General features: G+C 72.5%; 18 protein-coding genes. 4 read left to right on the top strand and 14 right to left on the bottom strand.

The features are described 5' to 3' along the window. Positions 1–12: 12 nt before the first annotated feature. The 3 genes from ACQPY4_RS22660 to ACQPY4_RS22650 are packed head-to-tail and all read right to left on the bottom strand — an operon-like array spanning position 13 to position 3,442. Complete coding sequence (locus ACQPY4_RS22660; RefSeq protein ID WP_433323734.1) at positions 13–423, bottom strand: PPOX class F420-dependent oxidoreductase; 411 nt, start codon at positions 421–423, stop codon at positions 13–15. A gap of 8 nt (positions 424–431) precedes the next feature. Continuing rightward, complete coding sequence (locus tag ACQPY4_RS22655) at positions 432–1,829, bottom strand: ATP-binding protein (protein ID WP_433323732.1); 1,398 nt, start codon at positions 1,827–1,829, stop codon at positions 432–434. Then, positions 1,826–3,442, bottom strand: coding sequence for an FAD-dependent oxidoreductase (locus tag ACQPY4_RS22650; protein ID WP_433323730.1), 1,617 nt, complete (start codon positions 3,440–3,442; stop codon positions 1,826–1,828). The genes ACQPY4_RS22655 and ACQPY4_RS22650 overlap by 4 nt, the downstream gene beginning before the upstream one ends. Before the next feature lie 97 nt (positions 3,443–3,539). Here ACQPY4_RS22650 and ACQPY4_RS22645 point away from each other — a divergent pair, with 97 nt between their 5' ends. Further along, the gene (locus ACQPY4_RS22645) at positions 3,540–4,586 is read left to right on the top strand and encodes a Gfo/Idh/MocA family oxidoreductase (RefSeq protein ID WP_433323728.1); all 1,047 of its coding nucleotides are present in this window, start codon (positions 3,540–3,542) and stop codon (positions 4,584–4,586) included. Positions 4,587–4,590: 4 nt separating this feature from the next. On the opposite strand, the gene ACQPY4_RS22640 is transcribed toward ACQPY4_RS22645, so the two are convergent. After that, positions 4,591–5,490, bottom strand: a complete 900-nt coding sequence (locus ACQPY4_RS22640) for a hypothetical protein (protein ID WP_433323726.1) — start codon at positions 5,488–5,490, stop codon at positions 4,591–4,593. Positions 5,491–5,591: 101 nt separating this feature from the next. After that, positions 5,592–6,386 carry a class II aldolase/adducin family protein gene (locus ACQPY4_RS22635; protein WP_433323724.1) on the bottom strand — a complete coding sequence of 265 codons (795 nt, stop codon included), beginning with the start codon at positions 6,384–6,386 and terminating at the stop codon, positions 5,592–5,594. A 172-nt stretch (positions 6,387–6,558) separates the two neighbouring features. On the opposite strand from ACQPY4_RS22635, the gene ACQPY4_RS22630 reads away from it, so the two are divergent. Further along, positions 6,559–7,692, top strand: coding sequence for a helix-turn-helix domain-containing protein (locus ACQPY4_RS22630; protein WP_433323722.1), 1,134 nt, complete (start codon positions 6,559–6,561; stop codon positions 7,690–7,692). A gap of 66 nt (positions 7,693–7,758) precedes the next feature. Further along, positions 7,759–8,607: an LLM class flavin-dependent oxidoreductase gene (locus ACQPY4_RS22625; RefSeq protein ID WP_433323720.1), complete on the top strand. Its 849-nt coding sequence runs from the start codon at positions 7,759–7,761 to the stop codon at positions 8,605–8,607. On the opposite strand, the gene ACQPY4_RS22620 is transcribed toward ACQPY4_RS22625, so the two are convergent. From ACQPY4_RS22620 to ACQPY4_RS22590, 7 genes are all read right to left on the bottom strand, one after another. Then, on the bottom strand, positions 8,604–9,818 hold the full coding sequence (locus tag ACQPY4_RS22620) for a DUF445 domain-containing protein (protein ID WP_433323718.1): 1,215 nt from the start codon (positions 9,816–9,818) through the stop codon (positions 8,604–8,606). The genes ACQPY4_RS22625 and ACQPY4_RS22620 overlap by 4 nt on opposite strands. 56 nt (positions 9,819–9,874) lie before the next feature. Then, positions 9,875–10,399 (bottom strand): hypothetical protein, encoded by a 525-nt coding sequence (locus ACQPY4_RS22615; protein ID WP_433323716.1) that lies wholly within the window; start codon positions 10,397–10,399, stop codon positions 9,875–9,877. A 45-nt stretch (positions 10,400–10,444) separates the two neighbouring features. Continuing rightward, positions 10,445–10,828, bottom strand: coding sequence for a VOC family protein (locus tag ACQPY4_RS22610; protein ID WP_433323714.1), 384 nt, complete (start codon positions 10,826–10,828; stop codon positions 10,445–10,447). Positions 10,829–10,901: 73 nt separating this feature from the next. Further along, positions 10,902–11,747, bottom strand: a complete 846-nt coding sequence (locus ACQPY4_RS22605) for a helix-turn-helix domain-containing protein (RefSeq protein WP_433323712.1) — start codon at positions 11,745–11,747, stop codon at positions 10,902–10,904. A gap of 40 nt (positions 11,748–11,787) precedes the next feature. Then, positions 11,788–12,528: a hypothetical protein gene (locus tag ACQPY4_RS22600; RefSeq protein WP_433323710.1), complete on the bottom strand. Its 741-nt coding sequence runs from the start codon at positions 12,526–12,528 to the stop codon at positions 11,788–11,790. Positions 12,529–12,688: 160 nt separating this feature from the next. After that, positions 12,689–14,095 carry an aldehyde dehydrogenase family protein gene (locus ACQPY4_RS22595; protein ID WP_433323708.1) on the bottom strand — a complete coding sequence of 469 codons (1,407 nt, stop codon included), beginning with the start codon at positions 14,093–14,095 and terminating at the stop codon, positions 12,689–12,691. A gap of 74 nt (positions 14,096–14,169) precedes the next feature. Then, positions 14,170–14,460 (bottom strand): hypothetical protein, encoded by a 291-nt coding sequence (locus tag ACQPY4_RS22590; protein WP_433323706.1) that lies wholly within the window; start codon positions 14,458–14,460, stop codon positions 14,170–14,172. A gap of 534 nt (positions 14,461–14,994) precedes the next feature. On the opposite strand from ACQPY4_RS22590, the gene ACQPY4_RS22585 reads away from it, so the two are divergent. Beyond that, the gene (locus tag ACQPY4_RS22585) at positions 14,995–16,425 is read left to right on the top strand and encodes an alpha/beta hydrolase (RefSeq protein ID WP_433323704.1); all 1,431 of its coding nucleotides are present in this window, start codon (positions 14,995–14,997) and stop codon (positions 16,423–16,425) included. Between the two features lie 26 nt (positions 16,426–16,451). On the opposite strand, the gene ACQPY4_RS22580 is transcribed toward ACQPY4_RS22585, so the two are convergent. Further along, complete coding sequence (locus ACQPY4_RS22580; protein WP_433323702.1) at positions 16,452–16,997, bottom strand: hypothetical protein; 546 nt, start codon at positions 16,995–16,997, stop codon at positions 16,452–16,454. Beyond that, on the bottom strand, positions 16,994–17,584 hold the full coding sequence (locus tag ACQPY4_RS22575) for a hypothetical protein (RefSeq protein ID WP_433323700.1): 591 nt from the start codon (positions 17,582–17,584) through the stop codon (positions 16,994–16,996). Before ACQPY4_RS22575 ends, ACQPY4_RS22580 begins: the two co-directional genes overlap by 4 nt. Between the last annotated feature and the right edge of the window lie 12 nt (positions 17,585–17,596).

Raw genomic sequence — 17,596 nt, 5'->3', positions numbered from 1 at the left:
CTCACTCGCTGGTCAGTGGGTGGTTCGGGTGGTGGGATACCAGGTTTCGCCCGCTGGTCGGCCTTCCAGGTTCCAGCTCCATGAGGTGGTCGGGGTGATGCGGAGGTAGAAGCCGGGGCCGATCATGCCGGTGCGTTCGATGGGGCCCTCGGCTTCGCCGTAGACGCGGATTCCCCGGGCTATGAGCGGGGTGACGGACGGCATGTCGTCGAAGAGAAGGGCGACGTGGTGGTTTCCCGATTCGACGTTCTGGAATTTGCGGGTGTGGAGGACGGATTCTCCGATGCCGCCGACCCAGAAATGGGTGCCGTCGAATTCGAAGGCCAGCGGGACCAGGTCGGGCCGGCCGTCCGGTCCCACGGTGGCCAGCCGGACCACGCGGCAGGTGTCCAGGTAGGCCAGCTCTTCGGCGGTGAAGCTCATGTTTCCCCTTAGGTGGTTGTGGGGGCTGTTAGGGGGAGCAGGACGAGGAAGGTCGTGGTGCCGGGGCGGGATTCGACCTGGATGTCGCCCTGGTGGCGGTCGGCAATGATGCGCCAGGAGATGTCCAGGCCGAGGCCGGTGCCCTGGCCTACGGGCTTGGTGGTGAAGAACGGGGTGAAGATGCGGCCGAGGTTCTCTTCGGGGATGCCGGGGCCGGTGTCGGTGATCTCGACGGCGGCGTGGGCGCCTCGGCGGGACGTGCGGACGGTGAGGGTGCCGGAGCCGTCCATGGCGTCGAGGGCGTTGACGATCAGGTTGGTCCAGACCTGGTTGAGTTCGGCCGCGTAGACGGGGACCTGGGGGAGGCCGGGGTCGTACTCGGTGACGACGCGGATGTCCGGGCCGATCTTGCGGCGGAGCATGGTGAGGGTGCTGTCGAGCAGGTCGCGCAGGTCGGCGCGGCCGTGCGGGGCGCGGTCGAGCTGGGAGTACTGGCGGGCGGAGTCGAGCAGGGCGGTGATGCGGCCCGTGGCCTCGGAGATCTCGGTCTGGAGCTGGGCGACCTCGGTGACCTCGGCCAGCCAGCGCATGGTCGCGGGCAGGTGGTCGCCGGCGACCGCGGCGATCTCGTCGGCCTCGGCGGTGCCGATGCCCGCGGTGACCAGGCCGGAGCTGAGCTCCCAGGCGTCCTCGACGCCGTGGCCTTCCAGCCAGTCGCCCAGTTCGTCCTCGGCGTCGCTGATCTCCAGGGGGCTGCGGGTGGCCGGGGTCAGCTTCTGGCGGAGCGAGACCAGCATGCTGAGGCGTTCGCAGTCGACGCCCGCGGACGCGAGTTCGGCCAGGCGCCTCTGCGAGCGGGCCAGGTGGTCGCCCAGTTCGGCGCTGGCGCGGGACGCGGCGGCCGCCGGGTTGTTCAGCTCGTGGGTCAGGCCCGCGGTGATGGTGCCGAGCGCGGTGAGGCGCTCGCGCTGGTCGATGACGCGGCGGGCGGTGCTCATCCCGAAGAACGTGCCTTCGAGCAGGTGCGTGGCCATCGGGAACCACTCGCGGACGGCCTTGCCGAACTTGCGGGCGGGCAGGGCGAACAGGCGGCTCGGGCGGGTGGCCCGCATGGTGTGGCCGTATTTCTGCTCGATGCGGTCGCCGATGTAGGCCTGGACGGCGCCCGCGTAGACGCCCGGACGGGACCCGGTGACGATGTCGAGCTGGTGGCCCTGGATGAGCTGGCTGAGCGAGATCTCGCCGTCCAGCAGGACGAAGAGGAACTCGGCCGGGTCGCCCTGCGTGCAGACGACCTCGCCCTCGGCGGCCTCGCGGACCGAGCCGTGGGCGCACAGCCAGTCGAGCTGGTCCTCGTCGAGGGCCTCGAAGAGGAACAGCCCCCGCAGCTCGTCGGATGTGATCATGAACGCTCCAGGTAGCGGTGGACGAGGGCGACGGACATGGCGCCGTCGCCGACGGCCGAGGCGACGCGTTTGATGGAGTTCGCCCGGACGTCCCCGGCGGCGAACACACCCGGGAGGCTCGTCTCCAGGTGGTAGGGCGGACGGCCGGGGCCGGACGCGGGCAGGTCGGGGCCCGTCAGGACGAACCCGCGCTCGTCGCGGTCGACCGATCCGCCCAGCCATTCGGTGTGCGGCTGGGCGCCGATGAAGACGAAGAGCCAGTGCGCGTCGACGGTCCGGCCGCCGGTGAGGGTGAGGCGTTCGAGCCGGTCCCCGCCCTCGCCCGCGGTGACCTCGGTGTTGGGGTGCACCTCGATGTTCGGGATGGCGGCGATCTGCTCGACGAGGTAGTGCGACATCGACCGTTCCAGGCCGTCCGCGCGGACGAGCAGGTGCACGCGGGAGGCGAGGCGGGCGAGGTTCACCGCGGCCTGTCCGGCGGAGTTGGCGCCGCCGACGACGTAGACCTCCTCGTTCACGCAGTCGGGCGTCTCGGCCATGGCGGCGCCGTAGTAGACGCCGCGTCCGATGAGGTCGTCCAGGCCGGGGGCGGGGAGCCGCCGGTAGGAGACGCCGGTCGCCAGGATCACGGCGTGGGCGGCGATCTCGGTGCCGTCCGAGCACTGGACGACCCGCGCCTGGCCCCGCGCGTCCAGCCCGGTGACCTCGGCGGTGGTGATCAGCTCGGCGCCGAACTTCTCGGCCTGGCGGCGGGCCCGGTCGGCGAGCTGGGCGCCGGAGACGCCGTCGGGGAAGCCCAGGTAGTTCTCGATGCGGGAGCTCTGCCCGGCCTGCCCGCCGGACGCGTGGCGCTCGACGAGCACCGTCCGCAGCCCCTCGGACGCGCCGTAGACCGCGGCGCCGAGACCGGCCGGACCTCCGCCGACGACGATCAGGTCGTAGAAGGCGGCCCCGGGGACGGTGACCAGCCCGACGGCCGAGGCCAGCTCCGCGTCGGTCGGGGCGGGGAGCACGGTGCCGTCGGCGGTGACGACCAGGGGCAGCTCGGGTGCCCCGGAGGCCTTGATCAGCTCGGCGGCCTCGGGCGAGGTGTCGAGCAGCCAGGTGTAGGGGACCTGGTTGCGCGCCAGGAAGTCGCGCACCTCGTACGACCGGGCCGACCAGCGGTGCCCGACGACCCGCAGGTCGGCGGGCGGGCGCCGGTCGGTGCCGCGCCAGGCGTCCAGCTGCGCGTCGATCACCGGGTAGAACTTCTCCTCCGGCGGGTTCCACGGCTTGAGCAGGTAGTGGTCCAGATCGACGACGTTGATCGCGCGGATGGCGGCGTCGGTGTCGGCGTAGGCGGTGAGCAGGACGCGCCGCGCGTAGGGGTAGAGGTCCATCGCCTCTTCGAGGAACTCGACCCCGGTCATCTCCGGCATCCGGTGGTCGGCCATCAGGACGGCGGTGTCGTCGCCGCGCAGCTTCAGCTCCCGCAGCGAGGCCAGGGCCTGGGGGCCCGACTCGGCGCGGACGACGCGGTAGCGCTCGGCGTAGCGGCGGCGCAGATCGCGGGCGACGGCGCGCGACACCCCGGGATCGTCGTCCACCGTCAGGATCACAGGCTTGGACAAGCGTCAATCTCCTTGGATCACCGTTGTTCCAGCAGCGTAAGCCCTCGCCCCCACCCCGGAGCGGCGCGGGTCGGGGGTCATGGGCGATGATCGGTGGATGGCTTTGCGGGTGGCGCTCATCGGATACGGCACCGGCGGGGCGGTCTTCCACGCCCCGCTGATCTCCTCGGTTCCGGACCTGCGGCTCGCCGCGGTGGTGACCGGCGATCCCGGGCGGCGGGAGGAGGTGGCCCGCCGCTATCCCGACGCCAAGGTGCTCGACAGCGCCGACCGGCTGTGGGAGGTCTCGGACGGTTACGACCTGGTGGTCGTCGCGGCGCCGAACCGGCAGCATGTGCCGCTGGCGCGCACGGCCCTGACCTGCGAGCTCGCGGTGGTGGTCGACAAACCGGTCGCGGCGTCGGTGGCCGACGCGCGCTCGCTGGCCGCGCTGTCGGCGGTGCGGGGCGCGCCGGTGGTGCCGTTCCACAACCGGCGGTGGGACGGCGATTTCCGCACGGTGCGGCGCCTGGTCGCCGACGGCGCGCTCGGCGAGGTCCGCCGGTTCGAGTCGCGGTTCGAGCGGTGGCGTCCGGAGGTCAAGGCGGGCTGGAAGGAGAGCGACGACCCCAGGGACGCCGGGGGCATCCTGTTCGATCTCGGCTCGCATCTCATCGATCAGGCGGTCGCGCTGTTCGGGCGTCCGGTCCAGGTCTACGCCGAGCTGGACGCGCGCCGCGAGGGCGCCAGGGCCGCCGACGACGCGTTCGTCGCGCTCACGCACGCCGACGGCGTCCGCTCGCACCTGTGGATGAGCGCGACCGCGTCGCAGCTCGGGCCCCGTTTCCGCGTGATGGGTTCGAGGGCGGCCTACAGCGTTCATGGTCTGGACGGCCAGGAGGGCGCCCTGCGTGCGGGCCTCACCCCGAAGGACCCCGGCTGGGGCATGACACCGCCGGAGGCGCACGGCTTGCTCGGTACGCCGGGCGAGGAACGCCCCGAGCCGACCGACAATGGCGCTTACCAGGACTTCTACGGCGGTGTCGCCCGTGCTCTGCGCGCCGGGGCGCCGCCGCCGGTCGACCTCGCCGACGCCATCACCGGCCTGGAGATCATCGAGGCCGCCCTGGTGTCCGCGCGCGAATCGCGCACGGTTTCCCTCTGACCGGTCAGGGGGCGCCGGTGGCCAGGTCGTAGCCCGGGCCCGAGGTCCGGTAGACCTCGCCGCGTCCCCACGCGAGAACCTCGAAGCGGATGCGGACGGCGTGCTCGCGCGAGCCGGTGAGGTCGGCCATCATGCGCTCGGACAGGTCGATGATGGCCGGGACGTCGTGCTGGGCGATGGCCCAGTCGGCGGGGCCGAAGTCCTCGACGACGCCGACGGTGCTGCGGTCGCGGTAGGTGACGCGGACGCGGGTGCCCAGGGGCCAGTAGGGGCTGGCGAGGGTGTCGTAGGACATCCGGGCGCCGCGCGCGGTGGCCGGATCCCAGAAGGACGTGGCGGTCGCGATTCCGGTGGGGAAGTGGCGGGCGCGCTTGCGCAGCGGCGCGAAGGCTTCGCGGGCGTAGGAGCGGCGTCCGACGCCGTAGGCGGCCAGGGGGCTCAGCGCGTCGAAGGGCGGGGTCGCCCGGGGGCGGCCGGGACGTTCGCCGGGCAGCGTGAGCGGGACGGCGGCGCCGAGCATGAGCGTCCCGGTGACCGAGGCGAGCAGGGCGGCGCGCCGGCGGCGGAACGGCCGCAGGGCGCGCGGGCGGGCCGGCTCCGTCGTGGGCTCGTGGGGAGGCCGCTCGACGCGAGCCGGGGCGGGTGGTCGTTCGAAGTCGCGCAGCAGCGCCTGGAGATGCTGCTCGATGGCCTCCACGGGGAGGTCCAGGACCTCGGCCAGGCGGTCGTTGCGGCGCCCCCGGATGATCAGCCCGAAGACGTGCTGCTCGTGGCCGTCCAGCTCGGCGGAGTTGTGCCGCAGCGTCCGGGCGGGCGGGACCGCCGCGGGCGGCTCCTCCTCGGGCAGCAGGAGCCGCATGAGGCGGACGAGCTGGTCGGCCGCCTCCCGTGCCGCCGTGGTCACGCACCCACCTCGCCATCACAACCCGTGTCCGATCACCTACGTATCGGAGTTTAGGTTGTGATCGCGGTCAACGCGGGGTGTTCGCGACGTAAACCCGCGCCTCAGTCGAACAGGTCGGGCTGCTCGCGGACGATCTGGTCGTGCAGCGGCTGGTAGTTGATCCAGCCGACCAGGTCGTTGCCGATCTGGCCGTGGGTGACGACGGCGTTGTCGTGCTCGATCGGCACGACGGTGCCCGCCGCCTTGGCCAGCAACTGAACCTGGCACGAGCGCTCCATCGTGATGAACCACCAGGCGGCGGCGTCCACGGAGTCGCCCACGGTCAGCAGGCCGTGGTTGCGCAGGATGACGGCCTTGTGGTCGCCGAGGGCGGCGGCGATGCGCTTGCCCTCCTCGAGGTCGGTGACGACGCCGGTGTAGTCGTCGAACAGGCCGTGGTCCTGGTAGAACGCGCAGACGTCCTGGGTGATGGGCTCCAGCTTCTGGCCGAGCGCCGAGATGGCGCGGCCGTGGGTGGAGTGCGAGTGGGCGGCGGCGACCACGTCGGGACGGGCCTGGTGCACCTGGGAGTGGATCGCGAACGCGGCCTCGTTGACCGGGTAGCGGCCCTCCACGACCTGGCCCGCGTGGTTCACCAGGATCAGGTCGCTGACCTTGACGTGCTTGAACGACATCCCGAACGGGTTCACCCAGAAGTGGTCGGTGTGCTCGGGGTCGCGCGCGGTGATGTGCCCGGCGACGCCCTCTTCGAAGCCGAGCTTGCCGAAGATCCGCAGGGCGGCGGTGAGCCGCTCCTTGCGGTACCGGCGCTCCTCCGCGACGTCGTCGAACGACGGAGGCAGGCGGAAGATCAGGTCGGTGGCCAGCTTGTCGAGGAACTTGTCTTCGTCGGACATGGATGACTCCTTGGCTGTGTCTCCTCCCACCCAACCTCACCACGGGCCGGACGGCTAGGTGCGGGCCGTCCAATGGTCGCCGCCGTCGTTGTCCGGCGCGGACAGCGAATACTGTGAGATTCTGGCGCGACACGGGGTGCGGTTGTCCGTGCCGGACATGCGGGAGGTCCCCATGGAGGAGCGGGAGAGCGACCGGTTCCTGCGGCTGCTGATGGAGCGCGGCACCGATCCGGAGATCCTGGAGTCGACGGTGAAGGCCGCCAGGACCAAGTCGGACCTGGTCGCGGCGCTGCCCGAGGAGGAGACCCGCAGGCACACCCGCGCGCTGATCGGCGGCATCCTGGCGGCGCTGGAGAACGGCGGGGTGCCCGGGGACGACGTCCTGAAGGCGGCCGAGGGCCTGGGATCCGACCGCGCGCGGCAGGGCGTCCCGGTGGCGGCGTTCCTGGACGGCTTCCAGGCCGGACGCACCCATCTGGTGCGCCTGCTGATCGACGAGGGACGGCGGCTCGAGGTGCCCGACGACCTGCTGCTGGACGGCGTCACCCGCATCGACGAGATCACCACGGCACTCGTCCACCGGATGGTGCACGCCCACCGGGTCGCGGAGCTGGACATGGCCCGCACCACCCGCGAGGGCCACGCCCAGATGCTCCGGCAGTTGCTGCACGGGGAGGCGGTCCCGGTGCCGGCGCCCCTCGACCCGAACCTGGCCTACCACTGCGTGGTCTCCGACGTGAGCGACCCGGCCGTGGCGGGACGCCTTGAGGGCGCGCTGACCTCGTCCGGTCCCGGCCTGTGCGGGCTGGTGGACGGCCGCCTGGTCGCGCTGGTCACCCGGCTGCCGCGCCTGGGGGCGGACGTCCCGCTCCTGGTGGCGGCGCCCGCCGTGCCCCCGTCGGAGATCGCCCCGCTGTACGCGCTGGGACGCCGCGTCCTGCGGGCGGGGGAGCGGGCGGGCGTCAAGGGCCTGCGCTCCCTGGCCGACCTCGCGCTCCTCACGGTGACGGGGGAGGAGCCCGACCTCGGCGGCCTCCTGGCGGCGCGGCTGCTTTCCGGACTCTCGCCGGACGACGCCTTCCACCGCGAGCTGGCCGAGACCGCGCTGGTCTGTCTCGACCACGCCGGGCGCATCGAGCCGACCGCCGCCGCGCTCCACGTCCACGGCAACACCGTCAAGTACCGGCTGCGGCGCCTCCAGGAGCTGACCGGGCGCCCGCTGGCCGCCCCGGCCGACGGCTCGGCCGTCGCGTACTCGGCCCACTGGTGGTGGGCCCTGCGGCACTGGCTCGACGGCCCGTCATGATGGGATGGGCATCGAGACGATCATGAAATGGGGGCTCGGATGAGGGTCAGTGCTCTGATGTGGCCGATGCGGTCATGGCCGGAGGCGGGCGAGCTGTGGCGCCGCGCCGAAGACCTGGGGTTCGACACCGCGTGGGTCTACGACCACACCGCCTGGCGCGGGTCGACGCCCTGGTACGACGCCTACACGACGCTGGCGGCGGCCGCCGCGGTGACGTCCCGGGTGGGGCTCGGCACGATGGTCACCTCGCCCAACTTCCGGCACCCGGTGCCCACCGCCCACGCGATCAAGACCATCGACCACATCAGCGGCGGGCGGCTCACCGTCGGCATCGGCAGCGGCGGCGCGAACCGCCGCTCCGACGGCGGGATCCTCGGCGGCGAGGAATGGACGCCGCGCGAGCGGTCCGCCCGGTTCACCGAGTGGGTCGACCTGCTCGACCGCCTGCTGGTGGGGCCCGAGACCACCTACGAGGGCACCTACTACTCGGCCCGCGAGGTGATCAGCGAACCCGGGTGCGTGCAGCGGCCTCGCGTCCCGTTCGCGATCGCCGCCGCCGGGCCCCGGGGCATGCGCGTGGCAGCGCGCCAGGGCGCGGCCTGGGTGACCAGCGGCAACGACCGGGCGGAGGGACGCACTCCGCCCGACCTCGTCCGGCACCAGCTGGGCCTGCTCCGCCAGGCGTGCGAGGCCGAGGGCCGCGACCCGTCCGGGCTGCGCGTCCACTTCCTCACCGGCTTCACCGACGAGCCCTGGCTGGAGTCGCCCCAGGCGTTCGCCGACCTCGCGGGCCGCTACGCCGAGCTGGGGGTCACCGACGTCGCCGTGCACTGGCCCCGCCCCGGCACCGAATGGGACTACGACCCCAAGGTCTTCGAGGCCATCGCCGCCGACCACGCCGTGCCGCGCGACTAGGTGAAGTGCAGGACGAGCAGAAGCTGGGCCTCGCCGACCAGGAAGCCGAGCAGGGCGCCGACGGCGACCAGCTTCCACTCGTCCTGCTTGAAGGCCGGCCGCAGGAGGTCCTCGTACTCCTCGGCGGTCATCAGCTTCATCTTGGCCTCGATGTAGGTGCGCAGGTCGAGCGACTCGGCGACGTACGTCTCGGCGTGGCCGAGCGGCCGGGACGCCTTCTCGATCACCAGGGCGGCCATGTCGCGCTTGAGGTCCTGCATCCGCCGCCCGCCGACCCACGCGACGAGCAGGGGCTTGGCCACCCCGGCCCGCTCGTCGATGGCGCGTTCCAACGCGCGCCGCACCAGAACGGCCAGCTTCGCGCCGGACGGCCCGGTGAGCAGGGCCTCCATCAGGTTGGCGGGGTTCAGCACCTCCTCGGCGATCACCGTGGCGTAGCTGGCGGTGACTTCGGCGCGGCGGCGGTGGAACAGGCCCTGCCAGGGAAGGACCCCGAAGACGCGGCGCCGCCGGACGGGCCGGAAGACCATGCGCAGCGCGATCCAGTCGGAGAACAGCCCGGTGAACGCGCCGAACAGCGGCATCACCAGATGCGAGCCGGTCAGCGCCCAGCCGAGCGCCTGGACCATCCCGATGATCAGGCCGAAGTAGATGCCCGAGCGGACGATGAACGCCAGCTCGTCCCGGGCCACGTCGCGGATCAGCCGGTTGAGCAGCGCCTTGTCGCGGGTGATGGCCGCGACGGCCATCTCCTCCAGGTCGAGGATCTCGGCGGCGTCGCGGCGCAGGTCGGCGAAGATCTCCCGGACCATCCCGGGCGTCTCGGCCTGGACGCGCTCGACCACCATCCGCCGCACGGCGACGGGCGCCGACTCCCAGAGCCCGGGCTGGTACTCCAGGGCGATCTCGCGGACGACTTCGTCCACGGTCTGGCGCAGCGGCTCCTCGATCCGGTCGAGCAGGTCGTCCAGCTCGATCCGCTCCAGCAGCTCCGCGGCGGTGAGCAGCCGTCCGGTCAGGATGCGGACGGCCGTGCGCGCCATCCGGTCGGCGTAGCGGGGAACGACCCCCTGCCATCCCAGGACGGGCCTGATCCCGACGAACTCCAGCGGGCGGAACATCATCTCGATGGCCGCGACCTTGGTGAGATATCCGATCACGGCCGCGATGACCGGCATCGACAGCAGGATCCACCAGTCATCGAGGTGCACGATCAATTACTACCGACTACCGGCGGGTATAACCATAAGTGGCTATTTACTGAACGTCAGATCCGGTAGACGCGGCCTTCCTCGCCCCACTCGCCCGACGCGGGCGGCTCGCCGCGGTCGAGCGCGTCGCCGACCCGGGCGAAGACCAGGCGTTTCACGCCCAGCTCCCGCGCGGTCCGCGCGCCCTCCACGACGTCGGCGGCGGTGACCGCCCCGGCGAACGCCAGGTCGGCGTCCCCCGCCCACGGCGGCAGCGGCCCGGGCTCCGGGGCCCAGACCGCCGACCGGTGCCCGATGGTGATCCGGTACCCGGCCTCCCTCGGCTCGACGTGCAGGGCGCCGTGCGCGAACGCCCCCAGCCCGGGCTCGGCCATGACCGACTCCCGGGCGATCCGCCGCAGCTCGGGCAGGAGCGGGTCGTGCTCGTCCCGGACGAGCCAGGCCTCCACCGTCTCGGGCGGCTCGGACCCCGGACCGCCGTCGATCCCGACATGCGTGTGGCCGTACTCGACCAGCAGTCCGGCGGGGGCGAACCTGGTCGAACCCGCCGTCCCGACCCCGAGCAGGATCAGCCGCGGCATGTCCCGATCGTCACCCCCCGCTCGCTCCGCGTCCAGCCCCGGAACCTAGCCGCCGGGACGGTAGGTGCCGAAGCTCCAGATGTGTCCTTCGGGATCGCGCAGCGTGTAGCCGCGGCTGCCGTAGTCCTCGTCCTTGGGCGGCCTGACGACCTCGGCCCCGGCGGCGGTCGCGCGGGCGAAGTGCTCGTCCGGGTCGCTGACCGCCAGGTAGATCAGCGAGCGCCCGGTGGCGATGTCGGCGTTGTCCTCCACGGCCGAGCCGAGCATGATCACACCGCCCTCGCTCCAGCCGAGCTCGGCGTGCGCGACCTTGCCGCCGGGTCCGTCCGCCACGAAGTTCCGGCTGAAGCCGAACGCGTCGCACAGCCAGTCGATCGCGGCGGGCGCGTCCCGGTAGGTGAGGCACGGGTAGACGGTCGGTGCGGTCATGTTTCCTCCCTTGGTTGGTCTTTCCCAAGGTAGGAGCGTTGACGCCCGGCCGTATTGGACGAATGGGAGGCGCTCAGCGCCCGTGGTCGACGGGTTCGGGACCCTGGACGGCCAGCAGCTCGGTCGGGGTGCAGCCCGCCAGCGCCCTGAACTCGCGGTTGAGATGGGCCTGGTCGTAGTAGCCGCAGGCCACGGCGATGTCGACCCAGCTGGGGGCGCCGTGCCGCATCAGCTCCACCGCGCGCTGGAACCGCAGGACCCGCGCCATCACCTTGGGAGTGAGGCCGACCTGCTCGCGGAAGCGGTTGGTGAGGTGCTTGCGGCTCCAGCCGACGTCGCCCGCCAGGTCGGCGACCGAGGTGAGACCGTCGGAGCCGGTCAGCAGGCCCCAGGCCCGGCGCACCTCAGGAGCGGGGGACGGGCCGCGCTCGAGGCGGCGCAGCAGGAAGGCGTCGAGCAGGTCGAAGCGCTCGGCCCAACCGGGGGCCTCGCCGAGGCGGGCGACCAGGGCCGTGTACTCCGGGCCCAGCACCTGGCCCAGGTCGACGGCGATGTTGGTGAACGCCGCCATCGGGACGCCGAGCAGCGTGTAGGCGCTCAGCGGGCCGAGGTCGAGCTGGATTCCCCGCTGGCCGCCCGGGCTCACGTAGCCGCCGTGGCCGTCGTGCATCCCCGCCACGAACGAGTCGAGCCGGACGTCCGGCGTCGCGGGGTCGGGCACCCGCAGCAGCAGCGGCGCCCCCAGATTGATGATCACGACGGTGGCGCGGATCGGGACCGTGCGCATCCGGGTCGGGACGATCTCGTCCTCCCAGTACCCGTCGTAGAAGGCGAGGTAGGGGCGCAGGGCCGGGTGCGGCCGGGAGCGGGCCATCCACCAGCCGCCCCGGTCTTCGAACACGACCGGCCTCTCACTCACCGTCCCAGTGTCGCACCGGGGTCGGACGGACGCCGGGCGGCTACTCGTACATCTGCCCGCAGACGGCGATCCGCGCCAGGTCGGCCCAGGTCATCGTGGTGATGGGACGGACGTAGGAGCGGCGTCCCGAGTCGCCCGGCAGCGGCACCCGGGCGCCGTCGGCCGCGTCCCAGCCGCCCAGGCTGCCCGCGACGGCGCACTCCAGATAGGTGGCCGGGTCGAAGTTGTACCAGAGGGACGGCGTCGCCCGGCGCCCGCTGCCCGTCGGCCTCGGGGCCTCGACGCCGAAGCGTCCCTGCGGGCCGGGCGGGGAGTTCAGGAAGTCCTCCAGGTCCGCGAGCTGGGACAGGATGACACGTTCCCAGTCGGCGTGGCCCTCGGGCTCGTCGCCCGGCAGGGCGAGATCCGCGCTGCTCCACGCCGGGTCGAACTCGGCGGGCGGGGTCGTGGCCGCGGCGGAGAACATCGCCGCCACGTCGTCGGGGTCGAGCACCTCGCGGTCGCACAGCGGACCGCTGACTTTCCACAATGCCCGCAGAAACGCGGAAAGGGACCACGACGCGTTCCGCGCCTCCTGCCCGATGTGCAGGAAATGCAGATACAGGTCGCGATTGCTGCGCACGGCGGGGCCGGGCGGGCCCGCCACCCAGTACAGCTGCTTGTGCTGCACACCGCTCTCCATCACCAGGACATGGGCGAGTGCCGATATCCGGGTGTCGTGGGAGCCCAAGTGGAACTCATTGCCGTTGTCGTCCTGGCGAAGGACGCTCCACGTTTCCATTCCGGCCCCTCCACGGTCGGCGACATATGGTCTACGCCCCCGCGCGGAAAGTGTCCCATTCCGGAGTCCGACAATGGGTAGTTGGCATGTCACTTTACGGACTCGAACTCGTGAGGTCGATCACACCGGAAGGGGACGGACGCGGCCCGTCCCCGCCGGTTCACCGCTTGGAGCGATGGATCACCTGGAGCTCGGTGAAGCCGTACAGGCCCCACGGGCCGTTCTCGACCCCGATCCCGCTCCACTTGGAGCCGCCGAACGGCTGGTGCGGGGCGAGCGCGAGATGGGTGTTCACCCAGGCGGTGCCGCAGTCGAGCCGGGCGGCGACCTCGCTCGCGCGATCGGCGTCGGCGCCCCACACCGAGCCGGACAGACCGAAGTGGGTGCCGTTGGCGCGGGCGACCGCCTCGTCGAGGTCCCGGTAGCGGATCACCGGCAGCGCCGGGCCGAACTGCTCCTCGTCCACGATGCGGGCGCCGTCGGCGACGTCGGCCAGGATCGTGGGCTCGTAGAAGTACCCCGGCCCGTCGATCGGCCTGCCGCCCGCCGCCGCCCTGGCGCCGCCCGCCAGCGCGTCGGTGACCAGCTCGCCGACCCGGTCGAGCTGCGGTTTGTTGTTGACGGGGCCGTACTGCACCCCTTCCCGCAGGCCGTTGCCGACCTTCGCGGCGCGCGCCCGGGCGGCCAGGGCCTCCACGACGTCGTCGTAGAGGGCGTCGGGCGCGTAGACCCGCTTGATCGCCGAGCAGACCTGGCCGTTGTTCATGAACGCGGCGCCGAAGAGGCGGTCGGCCACGGCGGCCGGGTCGGCGTCGTCCAGCAGGATGGCCGGGTCGTTGCCGCCGAGTTCGAGCGTCACCCGCTTGAGGTCGTCGGCCGCGGCCGCCGCCACCCGCTTGCCGGTGGCCACGCTGCCGGTGAAGCTGATCTTGCGCGGCACCGGGTGGGACGTCATCCAGGCGCCCAGGTCGTTGCCGCCGGACACCACGTTGAACACCCCGGGAGGCAGCACGTCGCGCAGCGCCTCGCCGAGCATCAGGCTCGACAGCGGCGTGTAGGGCGAGGGCTTGAGCACGACGGTGTTGCCCGCGAGCAGTGCCGGGGCCAGCTTCCAGGTCGCCAGCATGAGCGGGAAGTTCCACGGGGTGATCGCCGCGACCACGCCCATCGGGCGCCGCACGACCTCGACCAGGGCGCGCTCGTCGTCCTGGATGATCTCGCGCGGCAGCTCCAGCTCGGCGAAGTACTTCAGCCAGACGCCGGCCCCGACGACCTCCATGGTGGCGTCGCCCAGCGGCTTGCCCTGCTCCAGCGTGAGGACCCGGCCGATCTCCTCCGAGCGCGCGAACATCACCTCGGCCGCGGCCAGCAGCGCCTTGCGGCGGACCGCCTCATCGGCCTTCCAGCCGGGCAGGGCCCGCGCGGCGGCGTCCATCGCCGCGTCGAGCTGCTCGCGCGAGCAGTCCGGCGCCCGGCCCGCGGCGCCGCCGGTCGCCGGATCGGTCACCTCGAACGTGCTGGACGCGGGCACGGGTTCGCCGGAGATGGTCATCGCGAATTCGAGCACGGGGGATCTCCCATTCGACGCGGGTCCGAACGAGATTCAGTATTCACCCCGCACGCCGGACGGGCCAGCGGAGATCATCGAGACCGCATCACCAGGACGCCCATCCGCACCCTCGGCCCCGTGTGCTCGCGCCCACCCGCCTTGACCCTGATGGCCGCGTCGAAGAACCCGAACCCGGACTCCGCCTCGGCGGGCACGACCATCCGGACCACGAAGGTCTTGGCCGCGTTGGGCGCCAGGGGCCCCGCCTCGCACCGCAGCCCCCGCCCGGCCTGGACGCAGCCCGGAGCCCGCACCAGCCGCCACGGCGGCACATGGGCGTCGATCCACACCCGATCAAGCTGCCCGCTACCGATGTTGCGCACCGTCCACCGCACAACGTGTGTGTCCCCGGGAGCGACCGGCCGCTGATGATTCGCCCTGGCCACCAACTGGACCTCCACCTGCCCGGACGGAACCTCAACCGGCCGCCCCACCTCGGCCGACCCCGAAGCCGCCCCCAGCGAGAACGTCGCCGAAGCCTCCGCCACCCCAGGCGGCGGCTCCGAAACCGTCTTCGGTGCTTCCGCGGTCCCTGGCGAGGGCTTGGCGACCGGTCGCGGTGCCTTGGGCGCTCCGAGGTCTGGTCGCGGAGCGGCCGCCGGTGGGCGCGGCACGCTGGGTGGTGGTTCCGAGGCCGAGGCGGTGGCGGTGGGTGCCAGGGCCAGGGTGGTGACGGCCATGGTGACGAGAACGCGCATGAGAAATCTCCCCCGATCGGGCTTACCACGGCTGTGGTCGCTCCACTGGGTGATCTTCACGTCACGTGATGTGGTCAAACCTGGGACGGGCGCGGGTTTCGGTGGCCGGATGCGGCTCCGGTTGCCGATTCGTTATGGGGGCGGATCGATGATCCGAGGATGCGATCACGTATCAGCGCGGCGCTCGTCCTCGCCCTCGTCCTCACCGCGTCCGGCGGGGCGACGGCGGCCGCGCGTCCTACGGGGACCACCGAGGCGAGGACATCGCCCGCACTCAGCGATCCGCATCCCTGCGCCGACCAGCCCGGCTTCACCTGCTCGTGGTTGACCGTGCCGCTCGACCACCGGGGCCAGGCTCCCGGTGAACTCAAGCTCCAGGTGGCGACGGGGGACAACGCCGACGCGCCCAAGGGCGTGCTCCTCTTCCTGTCGGGCGGCCCGGGGCAGCCGGGCGCCTCCCTGATCAAGAGGATCTCCGAGCGGCTGCCCGAGGTCGCCCGGCAGTACCGCTTCGTCATGATCGACCAGCGCGGGACGGGCAGGTTCGGCGCGATCGACTGCCCGATGCTCCAGGCGCAGGTCGGCAGCTCCGACATCGAGCCGCCCGCGCCCGAGGCCGTCCGCGAATGCGCCGGAATCCTGGGGGACCGGCGGCACTACTTCACCACCGAGCAGACGCTCGGCGACCTCGACCTGCTGCGGCGGGCCGTGGGCGTCCGGAAGATGAGCCTGGACGGCGTGTCCTACGGCTCCTGGACGGCCGCGCGCTACGCCGACCGCTACCCGCGCAACGTGAACAAGGTCGTGCTCGACTCGGTCCTGCCGCATGTCGATTCGCGGGGCGACGACATGCTCTACCTGACCGGCCTGCGGGCGACCGCGCGCGTGCTGCGCGACGCCTGCCGGGTGGCGCCCGCCTGCGGGTTCGACCCGGCCGAGGATCTGGCCTGGCTCGTGCGCCACCGCCGCGACCATGTGCTGATCTTCGATCTGCTGGTCTCCTACGAGTTCGCCGACCCGACCTACCGCGACCCGGACGCGAACAACATGCCGCCCAACACCCCGGGCGACGTCATCGGGGCGATCCACCGGGCGCGCCACGGCGACCCGGCCCGGCTCGACGCGCAGCTGCGCGGCTTCAACAGCGGGGGCGACCCCATCGCGAGCTACAGCTCGGGTCTCCACATCGCGACCATCTGCGGTGACGGCCGGTTCCCGTGGGGGACGTCCGAGGCCCCGCTCGCGGGACGTCAACGCGCCATAGAGAAGGTGCGCGATCGACTGCCTGAGCGCGCGACCTGGCCCTTCACCGCCGAGACGGCGGTCGGCAACGCCTTCGTCCAGGGCTGCCGGCACTGGCCGGTGTCGCGGCACGACGCCGAGGCCGCGCGGCCCACGCTGCCGAAGGTCCCGGTCCTGCTGCTCAACGGCGACCGCGACCTGTCCACGCCCCTGGAATGGGCGCGGGAGGAGCTGAGGCGGGCCCCGCACGGCCGACTCGTGGTCGTGCGGGGCGCCGCCCACTCCATCCAGAACCGGGAACGGGGGACCGCCGGACGGGAGGCGGTCACCGCGTTCCTCAACGGCTGACCCTTGGGCCGTGTGCTCACCGCCGCTCAGGTGGCGAGCACACGGTCCAGGAACTCGCGGTAGGCGCGCAGGGTCTGGCGCAGCCGCTCGGTGTCGGGTTCGCCGGAGCCGGTCCGGGCGCGGGAGTCGAGCTCGCGCCGTTGCGCGTTGAGCGCCTCGGCGATCGCCTCGACGGCCTCGCCGGTGAGGGCGTCGGCCCTGCGCACCGCTTCGCCCGGGTCGTCCACGAATCCGGACTGCACCTCGCGCCAGCGTTGGCGCAATCTGTCCGCGCGTTCCTTGTCGAGCAGGTCGGAGCCCGTCAGGCGCGGAAGCGCGTCCGCCGGGGTCGAGCCCCCGGGAGGCAGGCCCGTCGGGCCCGAGCCCGTGGGGGCCGGACGACCCGGCGCCGACGCGGCCGGGATCGGCTGTTCGGGGTTGGTGTCGGCGATCCCGGGGGCCGGGCCAGAGGGAGGCATGGGCCGGGGCGAGGGGCGGGACCCGGCGACGCGGGTGTCCGGGGGGACGGCCGCCTCGCGCACCCGGTCTCGGGTCGCCCTCTGGGGCGGGACCTGAGAATCACGGTCGTTCATGAACGGCCTCCAGGTGTGCGCTGGTCGCCGACCTTGCCCGCCGAGCGTTCCTCGGCGGGGACGGCCAGCAGGTCCTCGAAGAGGGCGCGGTAGTGCACCATGGCCTGCCGCAGGTCCTCGGTGCCCGCCTCCTTGCGGCTCGCGCGGACGCTGATCTCGTGCCCGCGGCGGTAGTGGTCCAGCGTGCGGCCGTGCTCGACCGACAGGTGGGCGACGCGGTCCTCGTAGCCGCGGGTGGGGTAGCCGCGCTCGCCCATCACGGCGGCGACCAGGCGGTCGCCCTGCTCGACGGCGGCCTCGGGGGCGTCCACGAACTGCTCCTGGACGTGCGTCCACTGCTCGCGGTACAGCTCGCGCTGGCGGGGGTCGAGCTCGCGCAGTTCGAGCTCCTGGTGGCGCTCCTGGCGGGACCGCAGCTCCCGCTCGGCGGCGCTTCGGTTGCCGTGCCGTTCGACGGCGCGGTCGTACTCGGGCCCGAACTGCTTGCGGAGCTTGCCGCTCCGGGCGCGGGTCCACATCACATAGCCGGCGCCCGCGATCAGGGCGACGATGGCGACGATGATGACGACCATGATGACGGTCGACATTGTTCTCACTCC

Origin of the sequence: Spirillospora sp. CA-294931, from assembly GCF_050946795.1 — a bacterium.
Lineage (GTDB): Bacteria > Actinomycetota > Actinomycetes > Streptosporangiales > Streptosporangiaceae > Spirillospora.
This window is presented reverse-complemented; position numbering and strand designations above follow the sequence as displayed.

Coding starts and splice junctions, on each gene's coding strand:
- ACQPY4_RS22660 (WP_433323734.1), bottom strand. CDS start 423: ATGAGCTTCACCGCCGAAGAGCTGGCCTACCTGGACACCTGCCGCGTG.
- ACQPY4_RS22655 (WP_433323732.1), bottom strand. CDS start 1,829: ATGATCACATCCGACGAGCTGCGGGGGCTGTTCCTCTTCGAGGCCCTC.
- ACQPY4_RS22645 (WP_433323728.1), top strand. CDS start 3,540: ATGGCTTTGCGGGTGGCGCTCATCGGATACGGCACCGGCGGGGCGGTC.
- ACQPY4_RS22635 (WP_433323724.1), bottom strand. CDS start 6,386: ATGTCCGACGAAGACAAGTTCCTCGACAAGCTGGCCACCGACCTGATC.
- ACQPY4_RS22630 (WP_433323722.1), top strand. CDS start 6,559: ATGGAGGAGCGGGAGAGCGACCGGTTCCTGCGGCTGCTGATGGAGCGC.
- ACQPY4_RS22625 (WP_433323720.1), top strand. CDS start 7,759: ATGCGGTCATGGCCGGAGGCGGGCGAGCTGTGGCGCCGCGCCGAAGAC.
- ACQPY4_RS22615 (WP_433323716.1), bottom strand. CDS start 10,399: ATGCCGCGGCTGATCCTGCTCGGGGTCGGGACGGCGGGTTCGACCAGG.
- ACQPY4_RS22610 (WP_433323714.1), bottom strand. CDS start 10,828: ATGACCGCACCGACCGTCTACCCGTGCCTCACCTACCGGGACGCGCCC.
- ACQPY4_RS22600 (WP_433323710.1), bottom strand. CDS start 12,528: ATGGAAACGTGGAGCGTCCTTCGCCAGGACGACAACGGCAATGAGTTC.
- ACQPY4_RS22585 (WP_433323704.1), top strand. CDS start 14,995: ATGCGATCACGTATCAGCGCGGCGCTCGTCCTCGCCCTCGTCCTCACC.
- ACQPY4_RS22580 (WP_433323702.1), bottom strand. CDS start 16,997: ATGAACGACCGTGATTCTCAGGTCCCGCCCCAGAGGGCGACCCGAGAC.
- ACQPY4_RS22575 (WP_433323700.1), bottom strand. CDS start 17,584: ATGTCGACCGTCATCATGGTCGTCATCATCGTCGCCATCGTCGCCCTG.